Source organism: Kitasatospora sp. NPDC058170 (assembly GCF_042883905.1).
Classification (GTDB): Bacteria; Actinomycetota; Actinomycetes; order Streptomycetales; family Streptomycetaceae; genus Kitasatospora.
In genome coordinates this window covers 15,674-33,507 of sequence record NZ_JBHVUV010000024.1, presented here as the reverse complement: position 1 = coordinate 33,507, position 17,834 = coordinate 15,674, and the positions used below count along the sequence as shown (strand labels likewise).

Below are 17,834 nucleotides of genomic sequence, written 5' to 3'. Positions count from 1 at the left end.
GCCCGGATCAGACCCGGGCCCGCTGGGTGACGGCGATGCAGACCAGCACCACCAGCGCGGTGACCAGCGCCGCCGCGGGGAACCCCTCGCCCAGCAGCAGCACCGACCAGCCCAGCGTCAGCAGCGGCTGCGCGAGCTGCAGCTGACTGGCCCTCGGCACACCGATCTGCGCCATCCCCCGGTACCAGAGCACGAACCCGCCGAACTGCGAGACCGCCGCCGTGTACGCCAGCCCGGCCACCGCCTTCGCCCCGAACCGGACCGGTTCGGCGGTCAGCGCGATCCCGGCGGTCAGGACCGTCACCGGCAGCGCCACCACCACCGCCCAGGCGATCACCTGCCAGCCCGGCAGCTCCCGGGAGATCCGCCCGCCCTCCGCGTACCCGGCCGCGCAGACCAGCAGCGCGGCGAACAGGTAGAGGTCGGCGACGGTCGGCCGCCCGTGGCTCTGCAGCAGGGTGAAGGCCAGCACGGCCGCCGCCCCGGCGAGCGCGGCGCACCAGAACCGGCGGGACGGGCGGCCGCCGGTGCGCAGCGCCGCGGCCACCGCGGTGGCCAGCGGCAGCACCCCGATGACGACCGCCGAGTGCGCGGTCGAGGAGGTGCGCAGCGCCAGCGTGGTCAGCAGCGGGAACCCGAGGACGCAGCCGGCCGAGACCACCAGCAGTCCCGGCCAGTGCCGGCGTTCGGGCAGTGGGACGCGGGCGGCCGCCAGGCAGATCGCGGCGAGCAGGCCGGCCAGCGCGCAACGCAGTCCGGCGGACGTCCAGGGGCCGAAGTCGGCCAGCGTCCAGGTGGTCGCGGGGAAGCTGAAGGAGAAGGAGAGGACCGCGAGTGCGGCGAGGGCCGTACCGGACCGCTCCTGCGGGCCTGCTACTGCCGAATGCCGGATAGCGCTATCTTGTACCGTCATGAATGAGCGTACCAGCGTGACCGATCTCGCCGACAGGCTGCGGCGGGAGGTGGAGCGCTACCCGGAGGGCGGGAAGCTGCCGCCCAGCCGGGCCCTGATGGAGCGCTATCAGGTCAGCCCGGTGACGGTCTCGCGGGCGATCGCCGTCCTGGCCGCCGAGGGGCTGGTGCTCTCCCGGCCGGGCGCCGGGGTGTTCCGGGCCGCCGCCTTCCGCGGCTCGGGCGGCCCGGCGGCGGTGAGCGCGACCCGCCCCGGTGACCTCTCCTGGCAGGAGGTGGCGCTCAGCGCCGACGCCGGACCGCGCGACCTCGGCGCGGGTCCGCTGTTCGCGACCCTGGCGGTGCCCTCGCCCGAGGTGATCGACCTGAACGGCGGCTACCCGCACGCCTCGCTCCAGCCGGAGCGCCTGCTGGCCGCCGCGCTGGCGCGGGCCGGGCGGCGGCCGGGTGCCTGGGAGCGGCCGCCGGCGGCGGGGCTGACCGAGCTGCGCGCCTGGTTCGCCCGGGACATCGGCGGCAGCGGCGGGCTGCTCGGCGCGGGCGACGTCCTGGTCACCGCCGGCGGCCAGAGCGCGCTGACCGTCGCCATGCGCTCGCTGATCGCCCCGGGCGCCCCCGTCCTGGTGGAGTCGCCGACCTATCCGGGCATCCTCGCGGTGGCCCGGTCCGCGGGGCTGCGGCCGGTCCCCGTCCCGGTGGACGCGGACGGGGTGCGGACCGACCTGCTGGCGGACGCCTTCGACGCCACCCGGGCCCGGGCGTTCGTCTGCCAGCCGCTGTTCCAGAACCCGACCGGCGCGGTGCTGTCGCCCGAGCGGCGGACCGAGGTGCTGCGGATCGCCCGGGCGGCCGGGGCGTTCGTCATCGAGGACGACTTCGCCCGGCGCCTGGTGCACACCGACTCGCCCGTGCTGCCGCGCCCGCTCGCCGCCGACGACCCGGACGGCGTGGTGGTGCACCTGCACTCGCTGACCAAGGCCACCTCGCCCAACCTTCGGGTCGGCGCGCTCACCGCGCGCGGCCCGGCCCTGGAGCGGCTGCGGGCCGCCCAGGTGGTGGACAGCTTCTTCGTCCCCCGGCCGCTCCAGGAGGCGACGCTGGAGCTGGTGGCCGACCCGGGCTGGGCCCGCCACCTGCGCGCCCTCGGCGCGGAGCTGCGCGACCGGCGGGTGGCCGCGGTGGCCGCGCTCCGCCGGGAGCTGCCCGGTCTGCTCGGCCCGCACCAGGCCGGGGGCTACCACCTCTGGCTGCGTCTGCCGGACGGCGCCGACGAGAGCGCCCTCACCGCGGCCGCCCTGCGCGCCGGGGTCCTGGTCACGCCCGGCCGCCCCTACTACGCCGCCGAGCCGCCGGCCCCGCACCTGCGCCTGAGCTACGCCGCCGTGGACAGCTCCACCCGGATCGCCGAGGGCGTCCACCAGCTGCGCCGCGCCTACGAGGAGGTGGTCGGCTGAGCCGGGGCCCGGCCGGACCGGGCCCGGTGGCGGACCGTCACCGCCGGTAGCCCGCCATCCGCTCCAGCCGGGCGATCCGCTCCGCCATCGGCGGGTGGGTGGAGAACAGCCTGGCACCCGCCTCGCCCGGGCGGAACGGGCTGGCGATCATCATGTGGCTGGCCGTCTGGAGCTGCGGCTCCGGTGGCAGCGGCAGCTGCCGGGTGCCGGCCTCCAGCTTGCGCAGGGCGCTCGCCAGGGCGAGCGGGTCGCCGGTGATCCGGGCGCCGTCGGCGTCGGCCTGGTACTCGCGGGAGCGGCTGACGGCCAGCTGGATCAGCGCGGCGGCCAGCGGGCCCAGGATCATGATCGCGAGCATTCCGAACAGCCCGGGGCCGTCGTCGTCGTCGCTGCGGCCGAACGGGATCAGCCAGGCGAAGTTCACCAGGAACATCACCACCGAGGCGAGCGCCCCGGCGACCGAGGAGATCAGGATGTCCCGGTTGTAGACGTGGCTCAGCTCGTGCCCGAGCACGCCGCGCAGCTCCCGCTCGTCCAGCAGCCGCAGGATGCCGTCCGTGCAGCAGACCGCCGCGTTGCGCGGGTTGCGCCCGGTCGCGAAGGCGTTCGGCGCCGGGGTCGGGGAGATGTACAGACGCGGCATCGGCTGGCGCGCGGAGGTGGAGAGCTCACGGACGATCCGGTACAGCCGCGGCGCCTCGATCTCGCTCACCGGGCGGGCCCGCATCGCCCGCAGCGCGAGCTTGTCGCTGTTCCAGTAGGCGTAGGCGTTGGTGCCGAGGGCGACCAGCAGGGCGATCACGAAGCCCGTGCGGCCGAAGAAGGAGCCGATCACCAGGATCAGCGCCGAGAGGCCGCCGAGCAGTGCTGCGGTCCTCAGTCCGTTGTGCCGGCGGTGCACGGCAGGCCCTCCAATGGTGCGGTGGGGAAGCCCTCTCTGCCTCGTCCCTCTGCCCCGACAACGGGCGGGGCCGTCGGCCTTGTTCCCTTGTGCGCACCCTGTCGCCCGCCCGGCCCGGGCGGGCGACCGAGGACGGATCCTAGAAGAGCGTGCCGCCCGCGACCTGGAGGACCAGCTGCGGGGCGACCGAGAGCACCACCGCCACCGAGGCGGTCAGGCCGAGGGTGGCCGCCAGCGGGACGGGCAGCCGGTGTTCGGCCGGCCGCTCCTCGGCGCCGCCGCCGTCCGGCGCGAACAGCCGCGCCGTCCAGAGCAGGTAGTAGTACAGCGCGATGACCACGTTGACGGCCATCACCACGGCGAGCCAGCCCAGCCCGGCGTCGACGGCGGCGCGGAACACCACCACCTTGCCGAACAGGCCGATGACGCCCGGCGGCAGCCCGGCCAGGCACAGCAGGAAGAAGGCCAGTGCCAGGGCCGTCCAGCGACGGCGGGCGAACAGGCCGCGGAAGTCGTCGACCCTGGTCCCGGCGCGGCGGCCGACCGCGGCGACCACGCCGAAGGCGCCCAGGTTCACCACCCCGTAGATCAGCGCGTACGCGGCGGTCGCGCCCAGCGGGTCGGCCCCGGTCGGCGCGTAGCCGGCCGCGGCCAGCGGTACCAGCAGGTAGCCGGCCTGGCCGACCGAGGACCAGGCCAGCAGCCGCACCGCGCTGTGCCGGGTGTCGAAGCGCTGGCGCAGCGCGCCCACGTTGCCCACCGTCATGGTGACGGCGGCCAGCACCGCCAGCACCAGGCCCCAGGTGTGCGCGTACGGGCGGAAGGCGATGGTGGTGGCCAGCGCCAGGCCGGAGAGGCCGGCCGCCTTTCCGACCACCGAGAGGTAGCCGGCCACCGGCAGCGGGGCCCCGGTGTAGGTGTCGGGCACCCAGAAGTGGAACGGGACGGCGGCGACCTTGAAGGCGAAGCCGACCAGGGTGAGCACCGCGCCGGCCTCGGCCAGCGGCTTCAGCTGGGCGGGGGCGTGCTCCAGGCCCTCGGCGACCGCGCCCAGGTGCAGGCTGCCGCTGGCGGCGTAGACGAAGCCGACGCCGAGCAGCATCACGGCGGTGGCGGTGACGGAGGAGAGGAAGAACTTCAGCGCGGCCTCCGCGCCGCGGCCGTCGCGGCGCAGCGCGACCAGGGCGAAGGCGGGCAGCGAGGCCACCTCCAGCGCGATCACCAGGGTGGCGAGGTCGCGGGAGGCCGGCAGCAGCGCGGCGCCGCTGGCACTGGCGAGCAGCAGGAACCAGTACTCCCCGCCGGGCAGCCACTCCTCCTCGACGGTGTGCACCGACAGCAGCGCGGCGATCAGCGCGCCGCCGAGCGCGAGCAGCTGGAAGACCAGCGCGAAGTGGTCGGCCACGTAGGAGCAACCCGCGATGTCAGTGGCGCCTGTTACGTTCTGCGCACAGAAGGTGGCTCGTGGTGAGCCCCCGGTGAGCGGGAGGAGGGCGAGGAGCGCGAGGGCGAGCCCGGCCGCGGAGAACCAGCCGAGCAGCTTCTTGTGGCGCTCGGGCAGGAAGAGGTCGGTGATGAGCACGGCCAGGGCGGCCACGGCGGCGATCAGCGGGGGCGCGATCGCCACCCAGTCCACGGACTGGATCAGTCCGCCCGGGTCGGCTACGGCGAGGGAGGTCACAGTGGGCTGCCCCGTGGAGTGAGATCCGAGTGCGGGCTGGGCGCCGAGCAGGGTGCCGGTCATGATCAGCCACCCCCGAGGAGGTGCTTGACGGCGGGGTCGGACAGGCCGAGCAGGAGCGCGGGCCACAGGCCCGCGAGCAGGGTGAGGGCGGCCAGCGGCGTCCAGCTGACGGCCTCGTACGGGCGCAGGTCGGCCACCTCCGGTACCGGGGCGGGCTGCTTCGGGTCGCCCATGCAGACCCGCTTGACCACGATCAGGAGGTACGCGGCGGTGAGGAGGGTGCCGAGGCCGGCCAGGACCATGTAGGTGACGAACGCGGGGCGCGACAGGCCCTCGGCCGGGTCGAACGCGCCGAACATCGCGAGCAGCTCGCCCCAGAAGCCGGCCAGCCCGGGCAGACCGAGGCTGGCCACGGCGGCGAAGGCGAGCAGCGCGCCGATCCGCGGCGCCCGTCCGTAGAGGGCGCCGCCGGTGGCGCCCGCGAGGGTGTCGAGGTCCGCGGTGCCGTAGCGGTCCTTGAGCGCGCCCACGATGAAGAACAGCAGGCCGGTGACCAGTCCGTGGGCGATGTTGGCGAACAGCGCGCCGTTGACGCCCACCGGGGTGAGGGAGGCGATGCCCAGCAGGACGAAGCCCATGTGGCCCACGGAGGAGTAGGCGATCAGGCGCTTGAGGTCGCCCTTGGCTCCGGGGCGGGCGAGGGCGAGGCAGGCCAGCGAGCCGTAGACGATGCCGACGGCGGCGAACGCGCCCAGGTAGGGGGCGAGCGTCGTGGTGCCGTCGGGCACGACCGGGAGGAGGACCCGGACCAGACCGTACGTACCCATCTTCAGCAGCACGCCGGCGAGCAGCACCGAGCCGACGGTGGGCGCCGCCGTGTGCGCGTCCGGGAGCCAGCTGTGCAGCGGCCAGGCGGGGGCCTTGACCGCGAGCCCGATCATGATCGCCAGCGCGGCGACCACCTGGGTGGTGTGGCTCATGCCGCTGCCGTGCGCGGCGGCCAGGGCCTGCATGTCGAAGGTGCCCGCCTTGCTGCCCACCAGCAGGAAGCCGAGCAGCATCACGGCCGAGCCGAGCAGCGTGTACAGGATGAACCGGTTGGCGGCCGGCGCCTTCGCCCCGCTCCCCCAGCGGGCGATCAGGAAGTACATCGGGATCAGCACGATCTCGAAGGCCAGGAAGAAGAGCACCAGGTCCAGCACCGCGAAGGTGGCGAGCATGCCGACTTCGAGGAGGAGGAACAGCCCGACGAACGACCGGGCGGTCGGCACGCCGTCCCCCGAGGGCAGGCGCCGCTCCGAGTACACCGCGCAGAGGAAGGTGAGCAGCGAGGTCAGGACGATCAGGGGCAGGGAGACGCCGTCCACGCCGAGGTGGAAGCGCACGCCGATGGCCGGGATCCAGGCCACGTCGGTGGTGGCCTGCATCCGGGCGGGCTCGTCGTGGTCGAAGCCCGCCGCGAGGGCGACGGTGAGCAGGAGCACCGCGCCCGTGACGGCGGTGTTCAGCCGCAGGGCCCGCCGGTCGGCGGTGGGCCCGTCGGTGCCGAACACCGGTGCCAGGGTGACGGCGGCGCCGAGCAGCGGCAGCACCAGGAGGGCGATGAGGACTGCGTTCATCGGGTGCTCCAAGCTGCTGCGGTCGGGGCGGCGGTCGGCCGGTTCGAAGTGCTGCGGTCGGGCATGCGCTACACCGCCACCAGGACGGCCAGCAGCACGACGCCGGCGAGCAGTGCGCTGAGGTAGGTCTGCGCGTTGCCGGTCTGCGCGAGCCGGACGGCCCGGCCGAGCAGGTTGGCGCCGACCCCGCTGCCGCGTACGTACGTCTCGACGACCTCGCGGTCGAGGAAGCGGACCAGCCGCGCGGCGGCGCCCACCGGGCGGACGAACAGCGCGCTGTAGAGGCGGTCCACCCCGAAGCCGTGCCGGGCCGGGCCGAACAGCGGGCCGAGCAGGGTGCGCCCGGGGTCGGCGACGATCACCTCGGCGGCCGGGGCTCCGGCCTGCTCGGGTACCCGGCCCTCGGCCGCCGGGGCCGGTCGGCCGGCGGTGAGCCGTGCGGTGGCGGAGCGCCAGGCCGCGTACGCCAGCAGGATGCCCGCCACGGCGAGGCCGGTGCCGATCACGGCGGTGGCGGGCGAGGGCCGCAGCGAGCCGCCGTCCAGCAGGGCGGGCAGCCAGTCCGAGCGCAGGCCGGCCACGCCGAGGCCCATGGTCGGAACGGCCAGCACCCAGAGCGGCCAGCGCATCGCGGGCGGTTCGGCGGTGGCCGGGTCGGCCTCGTCCACCTCGGGCGAGTACGGCGCGTCCGCCTCGGGCTCGGCCGGTACGGCGGCGGCGGCGGTCGCGGCGCGGGCGCCGTCCGGCCCGTGGAACGCGACCAGGAACAGCCGGGTCGCGTACGCGGCGGTGAGCAGCGCGGTGAGCCCGGCCGAGATCAGCACGATCCACCCGGCCGCCACCGGGACGGCGGAGGCGGGGCCGAGTCCGTTGGTCAGCGCCTCGCCGTTGGCGGCGTGCTCGGCGGCGGTGAGCACCGCCTCCTTGCTGAAGAAGCCGACGAACGGCGGGAGGCCGACCAGGGCGGCCAGCGCGATGCCCATCGTCCAGTAGGCGTCCGGGACGCGTCGGCGCAGCCCGGGCATCCGGGACATCGCCGAGAGGGAGTTGGTGTGCGCGGCGTGGATCACCACACCGGCCGCCAGGAACAGCAGCGCCTTGAAGACACCGTGGCTGATCAGGTGGAACACCGAGGCCTCGCGGTCACCGCTGGCCAGCGCGCCGGCCATGTAGCCGAGCTGGCCGACGGTCGAGTACGCGAGCACCCGCTTCAGGTCGTCCTGGGCGAGCGCGCAGAGTGCCGATCCGATCATCGTCACGGCGGCCATCACCGCGAGCACGACCAGGGCCGCACCCGACAGCAGGAAGACCGGCATCAGCCGGGCGACCAGGTAGATGCCGGCCGCGACCATGGTGGCGGCGTGGATCAGCGCGGAGACCGGCGTCGGGCCGGCCATCGCGTCCGGGAGCCAGGTGTGCAGCGGGAACTGCGCGCTCTTGCCGGCCACGCCGCAGAGCAGCAGCAGCGCGATCAGGGTCGGGTGGCCGAGCCGTCCGTCGGCGGCCGCCGACAGGACGTCCTCGATCCGGAAGCTCCCGGCGTCGGCGCCGAGCAGGAAGAGGCCGAACAGGAACGGCACGTCGCCGAGCTTGGTGACCAGGAAGGCCTTCAGCGAGGCCGAGCGGGCGTCGGCGGTCTCCCAGTGGTGGCCGATCAGGAAGTACGAGCAGATGCCCATGACCTCCCAGCCGACCAGCAGCACGATCAGGTCGCCCGAGTAGACGACCAGGAACATCGCCGCCGTGAACAGCGAGACCAGCGCCGCGTAGGAGGGGTAGCGCGGGTCGTCCTTGAGGTACGCGGTCGAGTAGACCTGCACACAGGTGGCGACCAGGCCGACCAGGACGGAGATCAGCGAGCTGAACCCGTCCAGGTGGATCGCGAGCGCGATGTCCGGCCCGCCGGTCGGGGTGAGCCGGGTGGCGGCGTCCAGCGCCTGGCCGCTGCCGAGCTGGAGCGCGACGACCAGGGCGAGCACGGCCGAGACGGCGACCGGCACGATCGCCAGCGGCCGGGCCAGGCCCGGGGCCCGCTTGCCGACGGCCAGGGTGGCGGCGGCACCGAGCGCGGGCAGGGCGGGGACGAGGACGGGCAGGGCGAGGTTCATGCGACGGCCTGGCCCTTCAGTCCGCTGTCGGCTTCCGCCGTCTCGGGCGCGTCCTCGGACGGATCGCCGAGTGCGGTGACCTTGTCGATGTCCGCGGTGCCCCGCGCCCGGAAGAGCAGCAGGACGATGGCGAGCCCGAGGCCGATCTCGGCGGCGGCGATGGTGATGGTGAACAGGGTGAGCGCCTGGCCTGCGTGCAGCGAGTCGCGCAGCCAGGCGTCGAAGGCGACGAGGTTGAGGTTGACGGCGTTGAGCATCAGCTCGACGGACATCAGCACCAGGACGACGTTGCGCCGGGCGAGCACGCCGTACACGCCGACGCTGAACAGCAGCGCGGCGAGGACGACGGGATAGGCGAGGTGCATCGGCGGTCAGCCCTCCTGAGGCGGAGTCGTCGAAGCCGGAGCAGCGGCGTCGGCAGCGGCGTCAGCGGCGGCGTCGGCAGCGGCCGGGGAGGCCGGCGCGGACGGCTCCGGGCGGGGCGCCGTCGCGGCGACGGTCCCGTTCGAGCCCACCGGCCGCCCGGCCCGGAGCCGCCCGGCCCGGGGTGCCGGCACCCGCCGCTGGGCGCCGCGCGACAGCACGATCGCCCCGACCAGCGCGGCCAGCAGCAGCACGGAGAGCGCCTCGAAGGGCAGCACCCAGGTCCGGAACAGGCTGGCACCCGTCACCGCGGCCGAGCCGCCGCCCGCGCCCAGGTCGATCCAGGAGGTCCGGAAGGCGTCCACGACCAGCGTCACCAAGGTCCCGGCCGAGGCCAGCGCCACCGCCAGGGCCACCCAGCGGTTGCCCGAGTCGGCATCCGGCGAGCGACCGATCGGCGCCCTGGTGAGCATCAGGCCGAACAGCACCAGGACGACCACCGAGCCGAGGTAGATCAGTACCTGCACCCAGGCGATGAACTCGGCCGTGAGCAGCAGGAACTCCACCGCCAGTCCGCCGAGCGCGACCACCAGCCAGAGCGCGGCGTGCACCAGCTGCTTGGTGGTGACGGCGACCAGGGCCGAGCCGAGCACGGCGATGCCGACCAGCAGGAAGACGATCTCCACCCCGGTCGGGGAGAGGAAGGAGCGGCCGGCCGGGTCCAGCGGACCGGTCGCGGCGAGCAGGGCGACGGCGCTCACTGCCCCTCACCCCCCTCGTCCGACGCGGCGGCGGCAGCGGCCGCCAGCTTGTCCGCGGCCTTGCGCGCGGTGGCGATCTCCTTGGGCTCCTCGGCCGCCGGGTCCAGCGCCGGCGGCGCCGGGACGGTCCACATCCACTCGCGGAGCCTGTCCCGCTCGTGGGTCAGCTCCAGGATGTCCGTCTCGGCGTACTCGAACTCCGGCGACCAGAACAGCGCGTCGAACGGGCAGACCTCGATGCAGATCCCGCAGTACATGCAGAGCGAGAAGTCGATCGCGAAGCGGTCCAGCACGTTGCGGGTACGGGCCCGGGCGTTGGGATCGGCGGCCGGCAGCGTCTCCTTGTGGGAGTCGATGTAGATGCACCAGTCCGGGCACTCACGGGCGCAGAGCATGCAGACCGTGCAGTTCTCCTCCAGCAGCGCGATCACACCGCGCGAACGCGGCGGCAGCACGGGCTGGACGTCGGGGTACTGCGCGGTGACGCTCTTCTTCGTCATCGTCCGCAGCGTGACGGCCAGGCCCTTGGCCAGGCCGGAGCCGGGAAAGCTCATGAGATCGCCACCTTGATGATGCCGGTGAGGGCGAGCTGGACGAGGGCGAGCGGGATCAGCACCGTCCACGCGAAGCGCATCAGCTGGTCCTCCCGCAGACGCGGGTAGGTGACCCGCAGCCAGATCACCACGAAGGCCAGCGCGAAGGTCTTCAGGATCGTCCAGAGCCAGCCGAGCTCGTCCGGCAGCGGGCCGTGCCAGCCGCCCAGGAAGAGCACCGCGGTCAGCCCGGAGACCACCAGGATGCCCACGTACTCGGAGAGCAGGAACAACGCGAAGCGCAGGCCGGTGTACTCGGTGTACGCGCCGAAGATGATCTCCGAGTCGGCGATCGGCATGTCGAACGGCGGGCGCTGCAGCTCGGCCAGACCGGCCGTGAAGAACACGAACGCGCCGATGATCTGCCACGGGATCCAGTACCACTGCCAGGCGTCCACGATCCCGGGCAGCGACAGCGTCCCGGCCGCCATGGCGACGGAGGCGGCCGCGAGCACCATCGGCAGCTCGTAGGACATCAGCTGGGCGGCCGTGCGCAGACCGCCGAGCAGCGAGAACTTGTTCGCCGAGGCCCAGCCGGCCATCAGCTTGCCGATCACCCCGACGCCCATCACGGCCAGGACGAAGAACAGACCGGCGTCGACGGCCTGGCCGACGAAGCCGTCCGGGCCGACCGGGATGGCGAGCAGCACGAACAGGTACGGCAGCAGCGAGACGGCGGGCGCCAGCTGGAAGATCCGGCGGTCCGCCCCGGCCGGGACGATGTCCTCCTTCTGCGCGAACTTCACACCGTCGGCGACCAGCTGCGCCCACCCGTGGAAGCCGCCGGCGTACATCGGGCCGAGCCGGCCCTGCATGTGCGCCATCACCTTGTGCTCGGTCTGGCCGATGATCAGGGGGAAGGTGAGGAAGACGACGAGCGTGGCGACGCAGCGGAGCAACGTGTCGAGCAGGTTCACGCGCTGTCTCCGTCCTGGTCGGGGGCCTGATCGGCGGGGGTCTCGGCAGGGGCTTCGGCACCGGAAGTCGGCCCGTCCGACGTCCCGGGCCCGGCGGGCGGCTGCGGCACCGCAGGCCTCACCGGCTCGGCGGCCTTCCCGGCCTCGGCAGCCTTCTCGGCCTCCACGGCCTTCTCAGGTCCGGCAGCCTTCTCCGGCTCCACGGCCTTCTCGGGACCGGTCGGCTCGTGCGCCGGCGACGGCGTGTGCCAGGGCGCGTCCGAGGACTGCGTCCGGGCCGGCGCCGCCCGCTCGGGCTTCGCCGGGGCACCCTCGGCGGGCGCGACGGCCGCAGCCGCCTCGGCAGCGTCGGCGGCAGGAGCCGCCTGGCTCGCCGAACCCTCCGACACCGACCTGGTCCGCCGCGGCCGGTCGGCGCGCAGCGGCGCCCCGCCCTCGGCGGCGGCACCCCCCGCGCCCTCGGCCGCGGGCGCGCCCTCGGCCGCGGGCGCGCCCTCGGCCGCCTGGCTCACCGAGCCCGCGTCGACGGACCGCGTCCGCCGGGGCCGGTCCGCCCGCACGGCGGGAGCACCCTCGGCCGCACCGGCGCCGACACCGGCACCGGCCGCAGCCCCGGCCGCACGCGGCGTACGCGCCGCCCCCGCCGCCCGCGCACCACGCGCGGGCCGCTCGGCGACCGGCGGCAGGGTTCCCTTCAGCGGGCCCCACTCGTTCGGGTCCGGCACACCGGCCGGCTGCATCTTGCGCCGCGCCGGGCCGTCGCCGTGGTCCGACTCGCCCGGCTCCTTGGCCCCCGGCCAGGCCTTGGCGACCCGGGCCGCGAGCACGAACTCCTTGCGCAGCGGGTACCCCTCGAAGCCGTCCGGCAGCAGCAGGGTGGCCAGGTAGGGGTGCCCGGGAAACTCGATGCCGAACATCTCGTGCGTCTCGCGCTCGTGCCAGGCGGCACCGGCGTACACCGCCACGGCGGTCGGCAGCGCGGCCTTGTCCCGGGGCACCCGGGTCCGCAGCGCGAGGTGGCGGACGCCGGGCGCCTGCGGGGCGGCCAGGTGCGCGACCACGGAGAAGCCCTCGGCCAGCTCGTCGACGGCGCTCAGCCAGTCGAAGAAGCTCAGCCCCAGCCCGTCCCGGGCGGCGGTCAGCGCCTCGATCCAGTGCTCGGCGGGCACGTCGACGGTGATCAGCCCGTACGCCTCGGCGCCGGTGGCCCACTCGCCGACCGACGCCGCGTACTGCTCGGCGCTGCTCATGAGGCTCCCCCTTCCACAGCAGGGCCCACAGCCGGACCCGCAGCCGGGCCCTCGGCCGGACCCGGGTCCGCAGCCGGCCCCGCGACCAGCGGACGGCGCAGCGCGGCGGCGGGCGCGGCGTACCGCTGGGGCAGCGACTCGGCGGCGATCTTCTCCTGGAGCTTGAGGATGCCCTGGAGCAGCGCCTCCGGCCGCGGCGGGCAGCCGGGCACGTAGACGTCGACCGGGATGATCTGGTCGACGCCCTTGGTGACGGAGTAGGAGTCCCAGTAGGGCCCGCCGGAGTTGGAGCAGGCCCCGAAGGAGATGACGTACTTCGGCTCGGGCATCTGCTCGTAGAGGCGCTTCACGGCGGGCGCCATCTTGTCGGTCACCGTCCCCGAGACGATCATCAGGTCGGCCTGTCGGGGGCCGGGCGCGAACGGGATCACACCCATCCGGATGAAGTCGTGCTTGGCCATGGACGCGGCGATGAACTCGATCGCACAGCAGGCCAGGCCGAAGTTGAAGCACCAGAGGCTGTAGCGGCGGCCCCAGTTCAGGACCACCTTGACCGGGTCCGGCGCGAGCCGGGCCAGCGGGCCGAGAGCGCGCCGCTCCATCGCGGCACCGGGGCGCGCCGGGTCCGGGAGGCCCAGCGGGACCGGTCCGCCGGAGGCGCCCTGCGCGTGCGAGTGGTTGTGCGTCACGTCCATTCCAGAACGCCCTTCTTCCAGGCGTAGAGCAGCCCGACCGCGAGGAAGCCGATGAAGACGAACATCTCGATCAGCGTCCCGGCGCCGTACCCGGCGGTGGCGAAGACGGTCGCCCACGGGAACAGGTAGATCGCGTCGACCGCGAAGATCACGTACAGGAAGGCGTAGACGTAGTAGCGGATCTGGGTGTGCGCCCAGTCCTCCCCCACCGGGTCCACGCCGCACTCGTAGGCGAGGAGCTTCTCCGGCGAGTACACCACCGGCCGCAGCAGCCGGTTGGCGGTGAACGCCACGGCGACGAAGAGCACGCCGACGACGGCGAGCAGGCCCATCGCGGCATACGCGTCGAAGTAGCCGCTGCCGGCCGCCGGGTCGGCAGCCGCGTGCTGCGCCTCCATGCCCCTCGCCTCCACATCGGCCGTGAGAACCGCCTGGAGGGCAGTTCTACGACGTTTCTTTACACGGTCATAACCATCGCCAATGCGTGAGTCTAAGTGCACGGCTCGGATGCCCCCGCACCCCGCCCGATCCTCAAGACGGCCCGTGGACAACCGGTGGACAGCCGGTGGACACCCGGGCGCCGGCCGGCGGCCTTCCGGGCCGCGCCCCGGTACGGGCCGCCGGGGTGGGGATAACCCCCGCCCGGGAAGACGTATCACCCCCATGGCACCGGCCGGCCCCCACCAGGGAAGCTTGGATCACCAGCTCGACGAGAGGGACGGTAGATCCAGATGAAGCCTCTGCACCGCGCCGCGGGTGCCAACAAGGAGCAGGACGCGCACCATGAGCGCGACCGGCTGTACGGCGCGCGGATGTGGAAGCAGGTCGGGCAGCTGATGCTCAACCTGCCGATCGGCATCGCGGGGTTCGTCTTCACGATCGCGCTGCTGTCGATCGGCCTGTCGCTGTCGATCACCGTGATCGGCCTGCCGCTGCTGGCGGCCGGCCTGGCCGGCTGCCGGGGACTGGGCGCGGTCGCCCGCCGCCGGGCCCGCTCGGTGTACGGCTCCGAGGTGCACGAGCCGGAGCCGGTGCACCGGCCCCGCCCGGGTGCCACCGGGTACGCGATCGCCCACCTCACCGACGCGCTGAGCTGGCGGTCCGCGCTGTACAACGTGCTGCTGCTGCCCTGGGGCGTGCTCAGCTTCGCCGTGACGCTGGTCTGTGTGATCGTCGGCTGGCCGGTGCTGCCCTGGGTGGTCCGTTTCGAGGGGGCCGTGGACCGGATGCTGGTGGAGACCCTGCTCTACCCCGGCGCGCTGTCCGAGCGGGTCCGCGAGCTGGAGGACGACCGGGGCACGGTGGTCGACACCGCCGCCGCCGACCTGCGCCGGATCGAGCGCGACCTGCACGACGGCGCCCAGGCCCGGCTGGTGGCGCTGGCGATGGACCTCGGCCTGGCCAAGATGAAGCTGGAGGAGGACCCGGTCGCCGCCGCGAAGATGGTGGACAACGCGCACGGCGAGGTGAAGCTCGCCCTCCAGGAGCTGCGCGACCTGGCCCGCGGCATCCACCCGGCGGTGCTCACCGACCGGGGGCTGGACGCGGCGCTCTCCGCGGTGGCCGCCCGCTGCACGGTGCCCGACGGCGTCAAGGTGAACGTCGAGCTGAAGAACGCCGGGGGCGAGGTGGAACGCCCGGACTCCGCCGTGGAGGGCATCGCGTACTTCACCGTCAGCGAGCTGCTGACCAACGTCTCCAAGCACGCCGGCGCCCGCTCCGCCGCGGTGGACGTCTGGCGGGCCGGCGACCAGCTGATGCTGCTGGTCCAGGACGACGGCAAGGGCGGCGCGGCCCCCTACCCGGGCAGCGGCCTGGCCGGGCTGGCCGACCGGATCCGGGCGGTGGACGGGGTGTTCCTGGTGGAGAGCCCGCACGGCGGTCCGACCACGGTCACCATCGAGCTCCCCTGGCGCACCCGCGCCGCCCGCCGCTGACCCCCGGCAGGACCCCGGCAGAACCGCAGCAGACGGCAAAAGGCCGGGACCTCGTCGAGGCAGTGACGAGGTCCCGGCCGTTCCCGTACGGCGCCCCGCCCGCGGACCCTTGCGCGGCGGGCGGGCGGAGCGCCGACAGGGGCTCAGGGTGTCTGCAGGGTCCCGAGGGTGACATCGGCGGTCCTGGACTGCCCGTCGCGGGTGTAGGTGACGGTGACCTTGGTGCCCGGGGTGAGCGAGGCCAGCGCGGTGGTCAGCGAGTTCAGCGAATCGACCGGGGTGTCGCCGATCCTGGTGATCACGTCGCCGACCTGGAGGCCCGCCGAGTCGGCCGGTCCGCCCCCGGCGACGGCCACGATGGTGGCCCCCGCCGGCCGGAAGTTCTGGTCGAAGTAGGTCCGGGCGGTGATGCCGAGCGCCGCGCGGCCGGAGTTGGTGACCTTGCCGTCCTTGATCAGCTGGTCGGTGATGCTGGTGATGGTGGACGCGGGGATGGCGAAGCCGATGCCGGGGGCGGCGGCGCCGTTGGTCTCCGGCTCGGTGGCGGCCAGCGTGTTGATGCCGATCACCCGGCTGTCCAGGTTGACCAGTGCGCCGCCGCTGTTGCCCGGGTTGATCGCCGCCGAGGTCTGCACCATGTTGCCGATGGTGGCGCCCGGCGAGCCGCCGCCCTGCGGCTCGGAGACGGTCCGGCCGGTGGCCGAGACGATGCCCTGGGTGACGCTGCTCGACAGCCCCAGCGGGCTGCCCATGGCCAGCGTGATCTGGCCCAGCTCGACCTTGGCGGAGTCACCGAAGGCGGCCGGCCGGAGGCCGTTCGGCGGGCTGGTCAGCCTGATCACCGCGAGGTCGGACTCCGGGTAGCTGGCGACCAGCGTGGCGTCCAGCGCCTTGGTGCTGTTGGCCAGGGTGACGCCGAAGGTGGTGGCGGTGCCGACCACGTGGGCGTTGGTGACGATGTCGCCCTTGTTGTCGTAGACGATGCCGGAGCCCAGGCCGTTGGCGGTGGTGATCTGCACCACCGAGGGCAGCACGTCGGCGATCACCTTCTGGTAGGCGTCCTGGAGCTGGTTGCCGCTGGCCGTCGGGGAGGAGGACGAGGAGGAGGCGCCGGCCGCGACCGAGGAGGACGAGCTCTCCGAGGAGCCGCTGCTGCACCCGGCCAGTGCCAGGGCGGTCAGCGCGGCGACCGCCCCGGGCGCGAGCAGTCGGGCGCCGAAGGCCTTGGGACCGGTGGGGCGGGGCCCGGCCGGGAGCGGGCGGGTGGGTTCCTTCTTGCGGTTCACCTGGGCTGCCTCCGATTCCGTCGCCACACGCGGGGATCGCGCGGGGATCACCCGCAGACCGCCCGGAGCCGCCCGCGGAACGACCGAAGGGCGGCCGGAGGGCTCACTGCCGGGATCATCGGGAGATCACAGAGCTCTTTGTGAGCATTTCACCGATATGTCCGAATCTTTGCGCCGACTCGCCCGGCACCGGACGGAAACCCGGAACGCCTAGGATGCGGGCCATGACTTGGTTGATCACCGGCGGTGCCGGATACATCGGCGGGCACGTGGTGCAGCAGCTCCTCGACGCGGGCGAGCGCGTGGCCGTCCTGGACGACTTCAGCACCGGTGACCGCACCCGGCTGCCGCAGGGGGTCGCCCTGATCGAGGGCTCCACCCTGGACCGGACCGTCCTGGACGCGGCGATCCGCGAGCACGGCGTGCAGGGGATCCTGCACTTCGCGGCGAAGAAGCAGGTCGGCGAGTCGGTCGAGCAGCCGTTCTTCTACTACCGCGAGAACATGATCGGCCTGCAGACCGTGCTGGAGGCGGCCGCCGAGGGCGGGGTGAAGCGCTTCCTGTTCTCCTCCTCCGCCGCCGTCTACGGCATGCCCGACGTGGACCTGGTCACCGAGTCCACCCCGTGCGCGCCGATGAGCCCCTACGGCGAGACCAAGCTGGCCGGCGAGTGGCTGGTGTCCGCGGTCGGCAAGGCCCACGGCATGTCCACCGTCTCGCTGCGCTACTTCAACGTGGCCGGCGCGGCCTCGCCCGAGCTGTCCGACGCGGGCGTGTTCAACCTGATCCCGATGGTCTTCGAGCGGCTCACCGCCGGCACCGCCCCGCGGATCTTCGGCGCCGACTACCCGACCCCCGACGGCACCTGCGTGCGCGACTTCATCCACGTCGCGGACATCGCCTCCGCCCACGTCGCGGCCGCCAGGCGGCTGGCCGCCGACCCGGCCGGCGAGACGGCTCTGATCCTCAACATCGGCCGCGGCGAGGGCGTCAGCGTCAAGGAGATGCTGGACGTGATCGGCAAGGTCACCGGCTACGACGCCACCGGCGAGGTCACCCCGCGCCGCGCCGGCGACCCGGCCCGGGTGGTCGCCTCCGCCGAGCTGATCCGCCGCGAGCTGGACTGGACCGCCCGGTACGGCGTCGAGGAGATGGCGGCCTCGGCGTGGGAGGGCTGGTGCAGCCGCCACCCGGAGGCCCGGAAGAGCTAGGTTCCGCCCGGTCGGGGGGGGGCCCCCGCCCCCCCCCCCCGCCCCCGCCCCCCCGGGGGGGCCCCCCGGGGGCGGAGCACGCCGCCCGCGCGGAAACGCCACGGGACATTCAGCCCACCGACAACCCCCCCCCCCGCGCCCCC

Annotated in this window: 16 protein-coding genes; 3 read left to right on the top strand and 13 right to left on the bottom strand. The window is 74.0% G+C overall.

Annotated elements, in window-relative coordinates; genetic code table 11:
• Positions 1-7: 7 nt before the first annotated feature.
• Positions 8-913 (bottom strand): DMT family transporter, encoded by a 906-nt coding sequence (locus tag ACFVVX_RS25845; RefSeq protein WP_387949008.1) that lies wholly within the window; start codon positions 911-913, stop codon positions 8-10.
• Here ACFVVX_RS25845 and ACFVVX_RS25840 point away from each other — a divergent pair.
• Positions 912-2,366 (top strand): PLP-dependent aminotransferase family protein, encoded by a 1,455-nt coding sequence (locus ACFVVX_RS25840; protein ID WP_387949007.1) that lies wholly within the window; start codon positions 912-914, stop codon positions 2,364-2,366. The genes ACFVVX_RS25845 and ACFVVX_RS25840 overlap by 2 nt on opposite strands.
• 37 nt (positions 2,367-2,403) lie before the next feature.
• Here the strand turns inward: ACFVVX_RS25840 and htpX are convergent, their stop codons facing one another.
• The 11 genes from htpX to ACFVVX_RS25785 all read right to left on the bottom strand — a co-directional run bounded on the left by htpX (position 2,404) and on the right by ACFVVX_RS25785 (position 13,655).
• Positions 2,404-3,267, bottom strand: a complete 864-nt coding sequence (htpX, locus tag ACFVVX_RS25835; protein WP_387949006.1) for a zinc metalloprotease HtpX — start codon at positions 3,265-3,267, stop codon at positions 2,404-2,406.
• A 139-nt stretch (positions 3,268-3,406) separates the two neighbouring features.
• Complete coding sequence (locus tag ACFVVX_RS25830; RefSeq protein ID WP_387949005.1) at positions 3,407-5,011, bottom strand: NADH-quinone oxidoreductase subunit N; 1,605 nt, start codon at positions 5,009-5,011, stop codon at positions 3,407-3,409.
• A gap of 2 nt (positions 5,012-5,013) precedes the next feature.
• Positions 5,014-6,570: a NuoM family protein gene (locus tag ACFVVX_RS25825; RefSeq protein WP_387949004.1), complete on the bottom strand. Its 1,557-nt coding sequence runs from the start codon at positions 6,568-6,570 to the stop codon at positions 5,014-5,016.
• A 68-nt stretch (positions 6,571-6,638) separates the two neighbouring features.
• Positions 6,639-8,678, bottom strand: a complete 2,040-nt coding sequence (locus tag ACFVVX_RS25820) for an NADH-quinone oxidoreductase subunit L (RefSeq protein WP_387949003.1) — start codon at positions 8,676-8,678, stop codon at positions 6,639-6,641.
• The gene (nuoK, locus tag ACFVVX_RS25815) at positions 8,675-9,043 is read right to left on the bottom strand and encodes an NADH-quinone oxidoreductase subunit NuoK (RefSeq protein WP_387949002.1); all 369 of its coding nucleotides are present in this window, start codon (positions 9,041-9,043) and stop codon (positions 8,675-8,677) included. Before nuoK ends, ACFVVX_RS25820 begins: the two co-directional genes overlap by 4 nt.
• Before the next feature lie 6 nt (positions 9,044-9,049).
• A complete protein-coding gene (locus ACFVVX_RS25810) occupies positions 9,050-9,802 on the bottom strand; it encodes an NADH-quinone oxidoreductase subunit J (RefSeq protein WP_387949001.1) in 753 nt (250 codons plus the stop codon).
• A complete protein-coding gene (locus ACFVVX_RS25805; protein WP_387949000.1) occupies positions 9,799-10,356 on the bottom strand; it encodes a NuoI/complex I 23 kDa subunit family protein in 558 nt (185 codons plus the stop codon). The genes ACFVVX_RS25810 and ACFVVX_RS25805 overlap by 4 nt, the downstream gene beginning before the upstream one ends.
• Positions 10,353-11,306 carry an NADH-quinone oxidoreductase subunit NuoH gene (gene nuoH, locus ACFVVX_RS25800; protein ID WP_387949118.1) on the bottom strand — a complete coding sequence of 318 codons (954 nt, stop codon included), beginning with the start codon at positions 11,304-11,306 and terminating at the stop codon, positions 10,353-10,355. Before nuoH ends, ACFVVX_RS25805 begins: the two co-directional genes overlap by 4 nt.
• A gap of 2 nt (positions 11,307-11,308) precedes the next feature.
• Complete coding sequence (locus ACFVVX_RS25795) at positions 11,309-12,562, bottom strand: NADH-quinone oxidoreductase subunit C (protein ID WP_387948999.1); 1,254 nt, start codon at positions 12,560-12,562, stop codon at positions 11,309-11,311.
• Positions 12,559-13,257, bottom strand: coding sequence for an NADH-quinone oxidoreductase subunit B (locus ACFVVX_RS25790; protein WP_387948998.1), 699 nt, complete (start codon positions 13,255-13,257; stop codon positions 12,559-12,561). The genes ACFVVX_RS25795 and ACFVVX_RS25790 overlap by 4 nt, the downstream gene beginning before the upstream one ends.
• Positions 13,248-13,655: an NADH-quinone oxidoreductase subunit A gene (locus tag ACFVVX_RS25785; RefSeq protein ID WP_387948997.1), complete on the bottom strand. Its 408-nt coding sequence runs from the start codon at positions 13,653-13,655 to the stop codon at positions 13,248-13,250. Before ACFVVX_RS25785 ends, ACFVVX_RS25790 begins: the two co-directional genes overlap by 10 nt.
• Positions 13,656-13,988: 333 nt before the next feature.
• Here ACFVVX_RS25785 and ACFVVX_RS25780 point away from each other — a divergent pair, with 333 nt between their 5' ends.
• Complete coding sequence (locus ACFVVX_RS25780) at positions 13,989-15,194, top strand: sensor histidine kinase (RefSeq protein ID WP_387948996.1); 1,206 nt, start codon at positions 13,989-13,991, stop codon at positions 15,192-15,194.
• 143 nt (positions 15,195-15,337) lie between these two features.
• Here ACFVVX_RS25780 and ACFVVX_RS25775 read toward each other — a convergent pair whose 3' ends face one another.
• Positions 15,338-16,402: a S1C family serine protease gene (locus tag ACFVVX_RS25775; protein ID WP_387949117.1), complete on the bottom strand. Its 1,065-nt coding sequence runs from the start codon at positions 16,400-16,402 to the stop codon at positions 15,338-15,340.
• 302 nt (positions 16,403-16,704) lie between these two features.
• Here ACFVVX_RS25775 and galE point away from each other — a divergent pair, with 302 nt between their 5' ends.
• Entirely contained in the window at positions 16,705-17,691 is a 987-nt protein-coding gene (galE, locus tag ACFVVX_RS25770) for a UDP-glucose 4-epimerase GalE (RefSeq protein WP_387948995.1), read from the top strand.
• Positions 17,692-17,834 lie beyond the last annotated feature (143 nt).